At 54.3% G+C, this 15061-nt stretch carries 10 protein-coding genes; 8 read left to right on the forward strand and 2 right to left on the reverse strand.

Annotated elements, in window-relative coordinates:
* Positions 1–8: 8 nt before the first annotated feature.
* From JE47_RS0111900 to tgt, 4 genes are all read left to right on the forward strand, one after another.
* Positions 9–389: a RidA family protein gene (locus tag JE47_RS0111900; protein WP_031459974.1), complete on the forward strand. Its 381-nt coding sequence runs from the start codon at positions 9–11 to the stop codon at positions 387–389.
* An 80-nt stretch (positions 390–469) separates the two neighbouring features.
* Entirely contained in the window at positions 470–1258 is a 789-nt protein-coding gene (locus JE47_RS0111905) for a hypothetical protein (RefSeq protein ID WP_031459975.1), read from the forward strand.
* Positions 1255–2901, forward strand: a complete 1647-nt coding sequence (locus JE47_RS0111910; RefSeq protein WP_031459976.1) for an oligosaccharide flippase family protein — start codon at positions 1255–1257, stop codon at positions 2899–2901. Before JE47_RS0111905 ends, JE47_RS0111910 begins: the two co-directional genes overlap by 4 nt.
* A gap of 208 nt (positions 2902–3109) precedes the next feature.
* Positions 3110–4327: a tRNA guanosine(34) transglycosylase Tgt gene (tgt, locus tag JE47_RS0111915; RefSeq protein WP_031459977.1), complete on the forward strand. Its 1218-nt coding sequence runs from the start codon at positions 3110–3112 to the stop codon at positions 4325–4327.
* Between the two features lie 45 nt (positions 4328–4372).
* On the opposite strand, the gene JE47_RS0111920 is transcribed toward tgt, so the two are convergent.
* Positions 4373–4990 carry a CvpA family protein gene (locus tag JE47_RS0111920; RefSeq protein ID WP_031459978.1) on the reverse strand — a complete coding sequence of 206 codons (618 nt, stop codon included), beginning with the start codon at positions 4988–4990 and terminating at the stop codon, positions 4373–4375.
* Positions 4991–5382: 392 nt separating this feature from the next.
* Between JE47_RS0111920 and gap the strand changes: the two genes are divergently transcribed.
* Entirely contained in the window at positions 5383–6408 is a 1026-nt protein-coding gene (gene gap, locus JE47_RS0111925; RefSeq protein WP_031459979.1) for a type I glyceraldehyde-3-phosphate dehydrogenase, read from the forward strand.
* A 181-nt stretch (positions 6409–6589) separates the two neighbouring features.
* On the opposite strand, the gene JE47_RS0111930 is transcribed toward gap, so the two are convergent.
* A complete protein-coding gene (locus JE47_RS0111930; RefSeq protein ID WP_152556049.1) occupies positions 6590–10768 on the reverse strand; it encodes an SCO7613 C-terminal domain-containing membrane protein in 4179 nt (1392 codons plus the stop codon).
* 351 nt (positions 10769–11119) lie between these two features.
* Here JE47_RS0111930 and JE47_RS21950 point away from each other — a divergent pair, with 351 nt between their 5' ends.
* The 3 genes from JE47_RS21950 to JE47_RS0111945 all read left to right on the forward strand — a co-directional run.
* A complete protein-coding gene (locus tag JE47_RS21950) occupies positions 11120–11266 on the forward strand; it encodes a hypothetical protein (RefSeq protein ID WP_173424559.1) in 147 nt (48 codons plus the stop codon).
* Positions 11267–11463: 197 nt separating this feature from the next.
* Positions 11464–14289: a 2-oxoglutarate dehydrogenase E1 component gene (locus JE47_RS0111940; RefSeq protein ID WP_031459981.1), complete on the forward strand. Its 2826-nt coding sequence runs from the start codon at positions 11464–11466 to the stop codon at positions 14287–14289.
* A gap of 164 nt (positions 14290–14453) precedes the next feature.
* A partial coding sequence (locus JE47_RS0111945; RefSeq protein ID WP_031459982.1) for a biotin/lipoyl-containing protein occupies positions 14454–15061 on the forward strand: 608 nt, incomplete at its 3' end.

Here is a 15061-nt window from a genome sequence, read left to right on the forward strand (position 1 = left end):
CGATCACGATGGATCGGACACGAATCAGTACTGATGCGGCCCCAGGAGCAATTGGGCCGTATTCACAGGCGATCAAAACTGGGAACCTGATCTTTGTCTCTGGACAATTGCCGATCAATCCGGACACCAATGAGCTGATTACCGATGATATTGGGGCGATGACGCGCCAAATCTTTACCAACATTGCTGCCATTTTGCAGGCAGCCGGTAGTTCACTTGACCGCATTGTGAAGACGACCGTTTTTCTAGCCGATCTCAACGATTTTGCGGCGATGAATGCAGCCTACGCCGAGCATTTTGGCGACACCCCACCGGCACGTTCAACCGTGCAGGTAGCTCGTCTGCCACGCGATGCCCAAATTGAAATTGAAGTTATTGCCCTGGCGTAATCGAGAGTGTAACTTTTTCCGCTGTTGCACGGTTTTATACGTAGAGAACGACAGTGAGTGCTTATATCTACGGGGAACGTATGCAACAGCGGATGATATGGTTCGTGCTTGGTTTGATCGGAATCCTCGGTGGGCTAGCCTGGTTGCAACGGCCCGATGGCAATCTTCACGTGATTGTCTTGCCAACCGTCGGCGACGCCATTCTCATTCAGTCGCCGGCCGGTTCGTTCACCCTGATCGACGGTGGTCGCGATCCGATAGGTCTGGCAGTCGAATTGGGGAGGCATCTACCATTCTGGCAACGACAACTCGCGACTGTTGTCTTGACGAAGGCAGATGATCAGCGCATACCAGGACAGTTAGGTGCATTGCGCCGGTACCAACCAGCTCTGGCGCTCACGCCAACCATCGTGCGCGGTGAATGGTACGATCTGTTGCGCGAGGATGCAACACCAATCCGCCAGTTGCAGGTTGGTCAACGTATCAATCTCGGTGGGGCACAGCTCCACGTACTGGCCGTTTCCGATGGAACTGAGGGTGGGAGCGTTCTCTTGATCGAACATCGCACGGTTAGCATCCTCATTCACACCGGCGGCAGTGCTGGCGACAACGCACTCAATCAATTGGCCGGACGACGGATTGATTTGTTGATCTATCCGTGGCAACGTACCATTGACAACCCGGCCTTGCAACGATTGCAGATTCGGGCAATCGCGTTCAGTACCGGCTTTCAAGCCGATGAGCCAGCCTTGCACAGTATGTACGAACGAAAACAACTGGCCCCACAAGTATACCATCCCAAACTCAACGGTGCGATCCATCTGGTCAGCAACGGTCGCTCGATCACAATTACCACGCAATCGCCATGAACAATCGTCTTATTCTAGTTGCCACCCTCATCGGCACTGCCCTGATCATACTTAGCATCGGCGCCATTCTCTGGCGCCGATTGTACCAGGATGATCCAGCAAATGCAGCCCGGCGTATTTTTAAAAACAGCGCAATTACCTTTGGCTTACGTCTCTTTGTGCGTGGCCTGGATACGATCATCCTGCTGTTGCTGGTCGGCACCCTCGACCCGGCGGCGCTGGGAGCCTACAATACAGCGGCATTGCTGGTTGCTCAGTATCTGGCAACCTTTACCGAATTTGGACTGGGCATCTTACTGACCCGTGAAGCAGCCCGCCATCCGACGGCAGCACAGCACCTGTTTGGCATAACGCTGGGATTACGGTTGCTCTTGATCGGTGTTGCTGCCATCCCGATTGCCTGGCTGGTTATTTATATCTACAACACGATTGGCAGGCTTGGTCTTAGTGAACCACTCACTCCTGAAGGACAGCAAGCAATCTGGATATTGCTTCTTACGCTGATACCAGGAGCGTACAGCGGGGCAGTAACAGCCCTGTACAACGCAGCCGAGCGCATGGAAGTCCCGGCGGTCATTGAAGTCCTGACTGCTCTGCTCAGTTTTGTGGCGCGCATTGCTGTGCTTAGCCTTGGTTGGGGAGTCATCGGCCTGGCCTGGGCAGCGGTGCTGGTCAGTTCGCTGACTGCCTTGATCTTTTTCGGTTTGCAAGTGCGTACCTTCTTCACCCCAACCTTGAGCTTTAAGCTGACCACAATCCGACAGATCGTACCACAAGCATTACCGCTCATGCTCAACAATCTGTTGAGCATCATCTTCTTTCGTTTCGATCTCTTCATCGTGCGAGCGTTTGGTGGTAGCAACGCCGACCTCCTCGTTCAACAATACGTCTTACCATATCAGTTGCTCAACATTGCGTTGGTATTACCGCCAGCGGTTACCTTTGCCGTCTTCCCCCTCCTTGCCCGTCGTGCCGGAGGCGCACGCAGCGAGCTGGCAGCGGCTCAACAACGTACTCTTCACGTGTTGCTCCTGATCGCATTTCCATTGGCAATGACCATGACACTCCTAGCCGACGATCTGGTATGGCTGTTTGCCCGTCGGCGTTTTACTGAGTACCTCCCATCGGTTTCGGTGCTCGCCGTGTTGGCATGGTTTCTTCCACTCTCATTTGTGAACGGATTATTGCAGTACGTACTCATTGCCATTGAGCGCCAGACTGCGATTACCCGCGCCTTTGTGATTGGAGCTGCGTTTAACCTGATCGCCAACCTTTTCGTCATCCCAATCGCTATTCGTCTTGGTCAACCCGAATCGGCGTTGCTCGCGGCGGCTGTGATTACTATCCTATCAGAAGTTGTCCTCTATACAGTCTTCCGACCGGTCTTGCAACAAGAAGGCCTATCACCGAACATCCATCGCCTGTTGTGGCGACCGGCAATTGCCAGTTTGATCATGGCGGCGGCGATAGTACCGGCACTGATCTGGTTACCGGGATGGGTTGGTACCGCATGCGCACTGTGCATTGGCCCTATTGCATACGGGATTGGGGCGTGGGTGCTGGGTGCCATTGGCCCTGAAGAACTGGCTCTGGCGCGACGTATCGTTGGCCGGGCAGAAAAGCGAGCGCAACCGACAGCGTAGAGGTCTGCCCATCACTTTCGCTCTACCGCATACATTTCTTTCGTTTGTTACCCCACAGAGGGCAGAGAGAATGCTGGTAGAACTAGTGTATTCTCTGTGCCTTCTGTGGTAAGTCTTGGCCTCATTCGTCTGGATCATTAGTCCTCACTCCTCGGTTATAATACTGACCTGTGTCAATCAGTACATAATCCTCGACTAAAGCAAGCGTATGGCACCATTTACCATTACAGCCCGTGATCCTGCCAGCCGTGCCCGTGCTGGCCTCTTACAAACCGCGCACGGTACAGTAGCGACACCTGTCTTTATGCCGGTCGGCACTCGTGCCACCGTCAAATCGCTCACTCCTCACGAACTACGCGATCATGGGGCATCTATCATTCTTGGCAACACCTATCATCTCTACCTCCAACCTGGTCACGAGTTGATCGCCCGTCATGGAGGGCTGCACGGCTTTATGAGCTGGAATGGCCCAATCTTGACCGATAGTGGTGGATTCCAGGTTTTTTCGCTCGTTTACGGTGGGATCGCCGATGAAGTCAAAGGGCGTCGCCCTGCCCATCCATCACGGCTCAACGATATGGTGACCGTTACTGAAGAAGCGGTCATCTTCAAATCGTACCTTGACGGATCGCGACACGTCTTTACTCCCGAACGCAGCATAGAGGTACAGCACCACCTCGGCGCCGATATTATTGTCTGTTTCGACGAGTTACCGCCATTCCGGGCTGGTTACGAATACACGGCTCAGAGTCTGGCACGTACCCATCGCTGGGCAGAACGCTGTCTGACCGCGCATCGGCAACGGAATCGAGCCGCATTGCCGAATCCTGATCAGTTACTTTTCGGCATTGTGCATGGCGGTATTTTTCCCGACCTGCGGCGGGCGAGTGCTGAATATATCAGCAGTATGGATTTCGACGGCCTGTGCATTGGCGGATCACTCGGCGCCAACAAGGCCCAGATGTACGAAGTAGTTGACATGACCGTACCGTACCTGCCGGATGGAATGGCCCGTCATCTGCTTGGCGTTGGCGATGTGGACGATCTGCTCGAAGGTGTTGCGCGTGGAATCGATATGTTTGACTGCGTCAGCCCAACCCGTCTTGGGCGTCACGGCGCAGCGTTAGTTCGCAATCGTGAACGCAACTGGCGTCTCAATGTTACCAATGCCGCATTACGCGATGATCGAAGACCACTGCAAGAGGGGTGCACCTGCTACACCTGTCGTCACTTCTCGCGAGCCTACATCCATCATCTCTACCGCTCGAAAGAACTGCTCGGTATCAGACTGGTAAGTTTGCACAATGTTGCCTTCTTACTCAATCTGATGGCCGAGATTCGCAGCGCACTGGCAGCCGGACGGTTCGGTGAACTCTATACTGAGTGGTTGGGGAAACCGCTGCCGACTGTGGCGAGGGCAGAGTGACACGCCCTACCTGCATCTGGCACCAGCCTTTACAGTGCGAATACGTTAGCGACGCCGATGACCGAGGGCCTGATTGATACGCTCAAGCACCCGCCGATCGGCCTCTTGCTGTGATACCGGTCTATCAGCATGCAGTTCCTGTTCACTGCGAATTGCATGCAGCAGCCGAAACAATAAAATCAGCAGACCGGCCAGCGTAAGTGCCAGCATCCCCCAAGGCAACAAATCAATCACGAGCGGGGTGATCGTCGCTGTGGTAAGCCAGGCAAGTGCAGCGGGGTCGGGCCAGGCTTCACGAGCGTAACGCACCAGATAGTTGGTAAGCAGTGCCGCATTCACCAAACCGATAGCCGCACCAGTGAGCCGATGTGACCACTCAGTGGCGTTTTCCAGACCAAATTCAAAAATAGTATCGGCGCCGTATCCAACCACGACCGCGATCAGGAGGAGACAACTCAGGGTGAGAAAGAGTGGCCAGCCACTGGCGAGAGCCAGCGGTGTTAACACATGCACAATGCCATCACGCCAGAGGTCAACCAGTACGGTACCGATCAGAGTACCAACGAGAACAAACCCACTCGGCCACGCCCCTCGACGAAAGCCCATCACAACAAAGAAAAGCAAGATCGCTCCTACGCCCCCATCGATAAGCAGACTTGTCATGCCGCTCCTCCTTGCCCGCTTAAAAGCAATTATCTTCTTACTACGTATTGTAGCAACATCAAGATGGAATGCAAAATGTTTCTCATCTGATGGCACATCTGATAGATTGAACGTATGAATACTGCCAAAAAGGGGTATGCCTGGCTATTGATTCGACATAACAGCGCAGATTGGAACCCTTCCTCTCTCTGCCTCCCCTCGTTTCACCGTTTTATCATTCCGCTGTAGACAGTTGCGTATGCAATTCTTCACCTGATAGGCAAGAATCTATAATGCGAGTCAACAGACAAAGATGCTATAATGACCACGTCAGTTAATGGCAGACCCGTATGCCATTGACCCTCTTGGCGAAGGCGCCAGAGTATCGTGATCTGAGTACTAAGGAGGCTTCCATGGTTCGCGTCGCTATCAACGGTTTCGGCCGGATCGGACGCCAGAGCTTTAAGGCGATGCTGGAGTACTATCCTGAAGAGTTTGAAATCGTGGCAATTAATGACCTGACCGATGCCCAAACGCTGGCTCATCTGCTGCGCTACGACTCGACTTACGGCGCATTCGACGGCGAAGTAACGGTGACAGAGAAAGCGATTGTGGTTGAGCTAGACGACGTCCGCTATGAGTTGTTGACGCTGGCCGAGCGCGATCCAGCCGCCCTACCCTGGAAGGAGCTTGGTGTTGACATCGTTATCGAGTCGACCGGCCGGTTTACCGATGCCGAGAAGGCCAAAGCACATTTGGCCGCTGGTGCTAAGAAGGTCATTATCACCGCACCGGCAAAAGGCGAGGATATTACCATCTGTCTGGGTGTCAACGACGCGAAGTACGACCACGAGAAGCACCACATCATCTCAAACGCATCCTGCACCACCAACTGTTTGGCACCGGTCGCGAAGGTGCTCAATGATCGCTTTGGAATCGAACGGGGTCTGATGACTACCATCCACTCGTATACGATGGATCAGAACTTGCAGGACAACGTTCATAAAGACCTGCGCCGGGCACGAGCAGCCGCAATCAACATGGTACCGACCACCACCGGCGCCGCCAAAGCAGTCGCGCTCGTTATCCCTGAACTAAAGGGTAAGTTCCACGGGTACGCGGTGCGCGTGCCGACACCAACGGTCTCGATGGTCGATTTCTCGGTCTTGCTGAGCACGAAGACATCGGTTGAAGAGATTAATCAGGCCTTTATCGAAGCCAGTGAAAGCGAGGAGCTAGAGGGTATTCTCGGTGTTACCCATGATCCGCTCGTGAGCAGCGACTTTATCGGTACCACCTACAGCAGTGTTGTCGATCTCCCACTCACGATGAGCATGGGTGATGACTTCTTCAAGATTGTAGCCTGGTACGATAACGAGTGGGGCTACTCGGTGCGCGTTGCCGATCTGACGGCGCTAGTGGCCGACCGCTTCGAGTAATTCTCTCCGCGCAGTATCGGTAGCCGGTAGGGGCGGGCAGAATCCGCCTCTACCGGTGCGGTGGAGTTTGCCAGTTCCGAACAACACCATCCGTAGCTCCGGCGAAAAGCATGTTCAATACACACACATCGCCTATCGCATGAGCAAGACATTTCTGATAGACGCCTCTGGTCTACCTAATCTATTGCCACTCTTGCAGCCGCATAACCAGATCACGTCCGAGCCGTCGTAGCTGCTCCTGCTGACGCTCGAGCAAAACGTAGGTCAGAAGCATCAACATTCCCAACAAGCCCAACACGAGCCACTGATTGAGCATACTGGCAGCGTAAGCCACCATCCAGAGCACAGCGATGACCAAACCTGCTACCCCACCGATAAAGGGTACTCGGAGACGGGCAAGTATACCGTAGGCCATTACCAGTAACGACTCACCACCGAATAACATCACGTAGCCGACGTTCTCACCTGATCCACCAGCCTGTATGAAAGTGACGCCAAGGAGCAGACAGACGGCGGCGCTATCGACCAACCGCGCCACCGACACCTGCCGTTGAAATATCCGGATACCGGCTGCCAATGCAAAGAGGTAGATACCTACCGGAACAACGTACAACTGAACCTCACGCAGTTCCCAAACCAGAAACTGACCGAGGCTGGCAGTCACAAAGACCGCTCCGGCGAGGTAGGCATAGATACTCCGGCGTTCGCGGAACGTAGCGGTAACGAGGAGCACCCCACCATTCACAAGGGCTATCACCCCGGCACGCAGATCGAACAATGCCTGGGATCCGAGAATACAAGCGGCGATAAGTGGAATCCAGAGGGTGGGCTGTTGCCAAATACGGGTGCTATACAAGCGAGCGGCAAATCCACCGATCAGCAGGAGTGGCACGAGGGTGAGCACAAACCACGCTGCCTGCCATGGCGGTGAAAGTGGTGTCAGCGCCAGACTACTGGCAATACATCCGAGTAGTACGATCAGACTCAGACTTGCACCGGTAACACGTTGCTCTAATTGAGCTATCACACCGATGATCATGGAGAGAACTAGCAGTGGCAGACTGAGACTACCCACACTTCCGGTAAAGAGCATACTCAGCGCTACCAGGTTCGCAATACTACTGAGAAGGTAGCTGTCGTACACGAGCTGGTGAACAACAACGACGCTATACCGACGATGGACGAAGGCACTCCCTAGCGCAATCAGACTCGCTATCAGGAGCAATGACCAGCCGGTTGTCACCTGATTCGCACCATCTACCCAGTGAACAGCGCTCCCAAAAGCGAGAAAGGATTGGAGCAAGGCCAGACTGATTAATCGCCAGCGCCGATACACGAAGGCCCCAATGATCATGAACACGGCTGAACTAATCGCTGCCAACGTCAGATCACGCAAGACCGGCGACGTCAGATCGGTGAACGCAATCAGTTCGAGCAGTGCCGGTAACGGTAGCAGGAACGACGTTGCCAGACCAAACTGAGCATACGGACGATCAAACGGCGTTCGTGAACGCCTGATCAACGTCAGAAAGCCATAGCCTCCAGCCAAGAGAACTAGCAGTGGCAGACTGAGACTACTCACACTTCCGGTAAAGAGCATACTCAGCGCTACCAGGTTCGCAATACTACTGAGAAGGTAGCTGTCGTACACGAGCTGGTGAACAACAACGACGCTATACCGACGATGGACGAAGGCACTCCCTAGCGCAATCAGACTCGCTATCAGGAGCAATGACCAGCCGGTTGTCACCTGATTCGCACCATCTACCCAGTGAACAGTGCTCCCAAAAGCGAGAAAGGATTGGAGCAAGGCCAGACTGATTAATCGCCAGCGCCGATACACGAAGGCCCCAATCGTCATGAACATAGCTGAACTGGCTGCTGCCAATGTCAGATCGCGTAATAACGAGGACGGTAGATTAGTAAACAACAGTCCAATCAGTTCGATTGATGCCGGCAACGGAAGCAAGAACGCCGTTCCCAGGCCAAACTGAGCATACGGACGGTCAAATGGAGACCGTGAACGCATGATCAACGCTAGACAGCCGTAGCCCACAGCTAGCAGAATTGCCAGGATCGAGAGCGAGTGAAGCGTCTCGTTCCATGGAAGCACATCGCTGAACAGTGCCATCATCCAGGCTGCCAACAGTAGCAACGCCGTTAGGTAGCCCGTCTGCCAGCGATGGTAGATTATACCGAGAAGAACAATCGTGACACTGCCGACAAGGGCAGCAATAACCGCTGCTAGGCTTGGGGCAAGGAAAGCATTCACGAACAAGATACCGCTGATACATCCCAGGGAAGCTGCCCAAAACAGAGCCGGTGCTGTCCAGTATTTATATGCAGGAGCGTGTTTTCCGAGCAAACTCCCACCGATACTCAATCCACCGGCGAAAAGCACGCTTGCCAGCAGATAGTGGTCAAGATTTGCTAGCCATCCAACCCGATTCAGCACTACCCCACACAACGCAAGCCCTGCTGCCAGGGCTGCTCCAGCCCATAGCCTCTGCCGGTAGCGAAAAGCTCGCCAACCGTAAAGCAGTGCAGCAATCAGCGGAGTAACCAATCGCAGGGTCGGATCAAGCAAACTACTCAGGCTGGTACCGAGAGCGATCAAGATTGCACCACCATAACACCAGACCGCTGGCACGTAGGTGAACCGATGACCAAGCGGGATCGTACTCACGATGAAGACCAACCCGCCAAGGACAACCGCAATCAGACTACGAAGTTCCCAGGTGGTGACAAACGAACCGGCCCAAATAGTCACCAATCCAAGTTGAATACTTACCACAATCGTACCAACCAGAGTCCGATGCGGTTGCAAGAGAACCAGACGCCGCCACTCGATCAGCCCAACCACCAAGAGGGTGGTACCGATCAGGATCGGGTAACTTCGGACAATTGCCACGCGATCAAGTGCAGTAGCCAGCGCAACGACTGCCAGCATCGGCATCAACACCAGAAATGGTAGCGAATATGCCGGTAAACGCCGTTCCAGCACAGCGGCCACGATCGGATAGATCAGTGTCAGGCTGGCGAAGCTAAGGTTGATCCACGTCAGCCCATCAGCGGGCAAGACCACTCCCACCATCGTTGCCAGTGGCACCAAGAGCGCTGTTGCCCAAAGCCAGGCTGGTTGATCTTCAAACCATGCCAAAGCAACGCCAAACGCAGCCCCGAGGAGCAAAACTATTATTGTTGTAGGAGCTTCAGCCGGAACGGGATTCGCCAGAAACAATCCTAGACTTAGTAAAATCGACAGCGCTGGCCCGGCGATAGAGACAATGCGCGGCCCAGGCACCAGCATCGACCGAGTACTTCGGTTCAATTGGTGGGCAATAATCAGGGCAACGCTCCACAGCACAAACGACCAGATTGGCTGCCAGCGTCCATCCACCGACCACCACAAAAAGCTGCTATAGAGCGCCGCACACGCCGCAGCACTGGCAGTCAGACTGTAGAAGAGCCGTCGGCTTTGCCAGGCAGCGACCGTATACACCATACAACTCAGGACGCTTACCACAAACGAGGCCAGCCGTCCGTCAAGATCAAACAAGCCCGGTCGGGTAAAAGAGAACAGCACGACCGGTAACATCAGCATCGCGACCGAACTGAGATTACGACCGGCAGTTACGAGAGCGGTACGTCGCTGCATCCAGTACCCGCCCCCCCAGAGGCCACCGGTAAAAACACTCAAGAGTCCAACCTGCACCAGCGGCGGAAATCGGTTCCAGTTAAAGATTACCAGTACCAAGCTAGAGATGAGGATCAAAAACGAACCAATTATCAATAGCGTTCGTCGTGCTTCCATCGAGAGCAATGCTGTCAGCAGTGGTGGTACGGTTTGTGAGTCATCCGCAGCATCTGTAGGTGGCGCCGTAGATTCCGGTGCTGTCGGCATTGACACTGTAACTGCCGGGGCAACCGGTGGTGGGGGTAATACCTGGTCAGCTTTAGGCAGGGAAACCGGCACAGGCATTGAAGGAATCGGTGGTGATGACGGCATTCCTGCCGTCGCTGCCAATGGTGACGTATGATCGGCCACAGTCATTGTAGAAGCCGGTTGCGCAGCCAGTTGTGTGGTATCAGCAGATGATTGCACGCCGGGCTGTCTATACAACAGCAGCAAAATACGTTCGGCGCTGGCAGCATCGATCTGTTGGGATTGCTGCCAGAACCGAACCAGATCGGCGAACTGACGACGAGGATCGGCAGAACGAGCCAGCGCCCGCCCAACGAGAAACCCGACTCCGGCACCAATGAAGAAAATCATCGGTGCGAGACAGAGGATGAGCAACGCAAACTCCATGATAGCCTCACTCCTACACGCGACCGGTTCCAGATGGTTACTCGTCATGATAGCAGCTTACCATCCCAGATTCGGTAAAAAATTCCGCACAATTTTTGGACGAGTGCCGCGATCCGAGCAAGGGCCAGATCAATACTGGCCGTGAATACCGTGGATCAGACCGCTGGCCTGCGTCGTGCAGTGCACGACCAGAACTTATCGGTTGCCCGGCAGACCCACAAGCGGGCAGGGAGAACGTTGCAAATTGCTACACTGTTCACTCCTCGTGCGGGAAGTCTTCCAGGGGAGAAAGCGGGGAGAAACTTCCCTGGCCGTGATGTTTTTTCTCCCTTGTTAGACACCATATCAATTTACTATTATATCTATATCCGAAAACAAACGAAACCTAGTGAGGCAGTGATGCAACAAGAGCAAGTTACCTCTGTGAAACCCCAGGTCAGCCGATTTGAGATGCCATATCGGCTGGCACAATTCATTGCAGTCTTGATCACCGTTAGCGTAATGCTGATTATTGCCGCAGCATGTAACGCAATTGCGACAATGTAGTTCGGTATCTTCGATGCAAATCGGGTAAAAAAGGCGATGCGGGTTCCTGACCGCATCGCCTTTTTGCCTTGAAACGCTGTGCAGCCAACGTGGTACAATAGAATTGAAAATATTGCCTGATACTGTGTTGTTATTATTTGTGATATTATGAACAAACAATCGGCTAACCCTTCATTACTTCAAGGAGCGGGCGAGGCATGAACGAATGGAATGGCTTCTACGGCCCCAACGCCGGCTATTTGATCGAATTGTACGAGCGCTACTGCGCCGACCCACATTCGGTCGATGAGGAAACGCGGGCCTTTTTTGCGCGATGGACACCGCCAGGTGATAGTACGGTGCCGACCGGCGAGTCTGGTCAATTACCATTGGACGTAACGCGCATCGTAGGCGCAGCCCGATTAATCCGATATATCCGCGAATTAGGACATCTGGCTGCCCGCATCGATCCCCTCGGAAGTGACCCACCTGGCGACCCCGGTCTGGAACTGGCGACCCATGGTGTTACCCAGGCTGATCTGGCAGCATTGCCAGCGCACATCATACGCGGGCCAATCGCTACGCAGGTACGGAACGCCGCCGAAGGTGTAGAACGGTTACGGCAGGCTTACTCTGGCTCAATTGGGTACGAGACCGATCAGATTCAAGATTACCGCGAGCGGGCCTGGATTCGTGAAGCTGCCGAAGATCGCCGCTTCTTCCGAGACCTCGATGCTGATCGACAGCGTGAATTACTTGACCGCTTAACCGAAGTCGAATGCTTTGAGCGCTTTTTACACAAGACCTTTCCCGGTCAGAAGCGGTTTTCGATTGAAGGTTGCGATATGCTCATCCCGATTATCGATGCGATCATTCGTAATGCGGCAGTCAGCGGTACGAAAGAAATCGTGATCGGTATGGCGCATCGTGGTCGGTTGAATGTTCTGGCTCATATCCTTGGTAAACCCTATTCGATGATTCTGACCGAGTTTCATTCACCTGACTACACCAAAGACACCTATGAAGGTTGGACGGGTGATGTGAAGTATCATCTTGGCGCCCGGAAAGCCTATCGCGAGAGCGGCGTTGCTGAGATGCCGATTACGCTGGTACCGAACCCCAGCCATCTCGAATTTATTAATCCGGTAGTTGAAGGGCGGGCGCGTGCGGCACAGGAACGGCGCAACCGACCTGGCTTCCCTGAAGAAGATGAAAAGGAGTCACTGGCAATCTTGATTCACGGCGATGCAGCATTTCCCGGTCAGGGAATTGTAGCCGAGACGCTCAACCTCTCACGCTTGAAGGGGTACCATATCGGTGGAACGATTCACATCATTATCAATAACCAGATTGGCTTCACGACTGATAGCAACGACTCACGGTCAACGCTGTACGCCAGTGACCTGGCACGTGGTATGGAGATTCCGGTTGTCCACGTTAATGCCGACGATGTGGAGGCCTGTATTGCCGTAGCCCGTATGGCCGCTGCCTATCGTGAGAAGTTCCAGAAAGATTTTCTGATCGATCTTGTGGGTTATCGCCGTTGGGGACATAACGAAGGCGACGAACCGGAGTTCACTCAGCCTAAAATGTATGAGCGGATCAGGAATCATCCGACGGTACGCGAAATTTGGGCGCGTGAACTTGAACGGCGTGGTCTGATCACCCGTGAAGAGGCGCAGGCCCGTGTCGATGCCGTGATGCAAAAGCTGCAACAGGCATTTGAGAAGGTGCGCGAACGCCAACGACTGGCCGCCACTTTGCCACCGGCGCCACCGCCAGCCAATCCGCTCCCTATGCGCCGTCCGCCCATCTTTGCGCGACCGGTTTCAGCGAAAACCCTGATTGAACTGAACGAGGCGCTCCTCGACCGTCCAGAAGGGTTTACCGTCCATCCAAAACTGGAGCGCATGCTGCAACGCCGCCGACAGGCAATCTACGAAGAAAACGGTATCGATTGGGGTCACGCCGAAGCACTAGCGTTTGCCAGTATTCTCGCTGATGGTACGCCGATTCGCTTGACCGGTCAGGATAGTGAACGCGGTACGTTCAGTCATCGCCACGCAGTATTGCACGATGTCGTTACCGGTGAGCGATTCATTCCTTTGCACGCGATTCCACAGGCACGTGCCTCGTTTGCCGTTTACAATAGCCCGCTTTCAGAAGCGTCGGTACTGGGGTTTGAGTACGGGTATAGTTGTCACGCACCAGATACACTGGTGTTGTGGGAAGCGCAATTCGGCGATTTTGCCAACGGTGCTCAAGTCATCATTGACCAGTTTATCGTTAGTGGTCACGCGAAATGGGGACAGAATCCTTCGCTAGTCATGCTGCTCCCTCACGGTTACGAGGGTCAAGGCCCAGAACACTCGAGCGCACGGCTCGAACGATTTTTGCAGTTGGCAGCGAATGACAATATTCGCATCGCTAATTGTACGACGGCTGCCCAGTATTTCCACCTCTTACGGTATCAGGCGGCATCGTTGTACGCCGACCCGAAACCGCTAATCATTCTGACCCCAAAGAGCCTGCTGCGCCATCCGCGCAGCAGCTCCTCGCTCCGCGATCTCACCGACGCTCGTTTCCAACCGATCCTTGGTCTGGGTAACGAAGCACCGGCTCCTGAAGGTGTGACGCGCCTGATCCTTTGTTCAGGCAAAGTTGCTATTGACCTGCTCTCAAGCGCCGAATGGGAAAAGAGCGGTGGACGCATCGATCTGCTGCGTCTGGAATTGCTCTATCCCTTCCCGGCAGAAGAGCTGCAAACGGCAATCAGGCGCTACCCAAACCTGCACGAGGTGATCTGGTTACAGGAAGAGCCACAAAATATGGGCGCCTGGACATTTGTCTGGCCACGGCTGCAAAAGCTGCTCCCAGAAGGGGTGACGCTACGTTATGTCGGACGCCCCGAATCGGCTAGCTCGGCAGAAGGGTTGCACAGCATTCATGTGCGCGAACAGGCTCGTATTCTACGTGAAGCAGTAGCTAATTTGCCGGAATCGCCAATACCGGCCATTCAGGGACAAGAAGTGACTAGCAGCTAGGCACATTAGCAACGCAGACGAGCACCCCTGACCACCTGCATCCCCCTGCCGTTGTTAACGTCAAGAGCGGCAGCGGGGTATTATCAGATGAGGGCAAAGACTGAAATGGGCAAGCAGACGCGATAAGGATGAGAGCATCCGTTTAATATGAGGTAGGTTAGAGTATGGCATACGAAATTCGAGTGCCGTCGCTCGGTGAGTCGATTGTTGAGGCGACGGTAGCACGCTGGCTCAAGCGCGAAGGTGAACCGGTTGCTGTTGGTGAACCGGTGGTTGAGTTGGAAACCGATAAGGTCAATCTCGAAGTGGCTGCCGATCAGAGTGGAATTCTGACCAATATCGCATGTCCCGAAGGTACAACTGTCGCGATCGGTGACCTGCTGGGAACCATCGAAGCAGGTGCGTTACCGGCAGAGAAACCGGCAGCGACTGCACCATCTGCGGCCACATCAGCACCGACACCGGTAGCGACTGCTCCATCTGTGGCCACATCAGCACCGACACCGGTAGCGACTACTCCATCTGTGGCCACATCAGCACCAACACCGGTAGCGACCTCATCACCTGCCACAGGTGAGGTTTTGGCAACGCCGGTCGCTCAACGCATGGCCGCCGAGCACGCTATTGATTTACGCACCGTGCCTGGCACCGGCCCTGGCGGACGGATCACGAAGGAAGATGTCATGCGGTTGGTTTCGGGAACCGGGCCGAGTGAAGCTACCGCTAAAGCTGATGAAGGACGTATCCATACACCTGTGAGCCATCCAACCCC

Origin of the sequence: Chloroflexus sp. MS-G (assembly GCF_000735195.1) — a bacterium.
Classification (GTDB): Bacteria; Chloroflexota; Chloroflexia; order Chloroflexales; family Chloroflexaceae; genus Chloroflexus.

Coding starts and splice junctions, on each gene's coding strand:
- JE47_RS0111900 (WP_031459974.1), top strand. CDS start 9: ATGGATCGGACACGAATCAGTACTGATGCGGCCCCAGGAGCAATTGGG.
- JE47_RS0111905 (WP_031459975.1), top strand. CDS start 470: ATGCAACAGCGGATGATATGGTTCGTGCTTGGTTTGATCGGAATCCTC.
- JE47_RS0111910 (WP_031459976.1), top strand. CDS start 1,255: ATGAACAATCGTCTTATTCTAGTTGCCACCCTCATCGGCACTGCCCTG.
- tgt (WP_031459977.1), top strand. CDS start 3,110: ATGGCACCATTTACCATTACAGCCCGTGATCCTGCCAGCCGTGCCCGT.
- JE47_RS0111920 (WP_031459978.1), bottom strand. CDS start 4,990: ATGACAAGTCTGCTTATCGATGGGGGCGTAGGAGCGATCTTGCTTTTC.
- gap (WP_031459979.1), top strand. CDS start 5,383: ATGGTTCGCGTCGCTATCAACGGTTTCGGCCGGATCGGACGCCAGAGC.
- JE47_RS0111930 (WP_152556049.1), bottom strand. CDS start 10,768: ATGACGAGTAACCATCTGGAACCGGTCGCGTGTAGGAGTGAGGCTATC.
- JE47_RS21950 (WP_173424559.1), top strand. CDS start 11,120: ATGCAACAAGAGCAAGTTACCTCTGTGAAACCCCAGGTCAGCCGATTT.
- JE47_RS0111940 (WP_031459981.1), top strand. CDS start 11,464: ATGAACGAATGGAATGGCTTCTACGGCCCCAACGCCGGCTATTTGATC.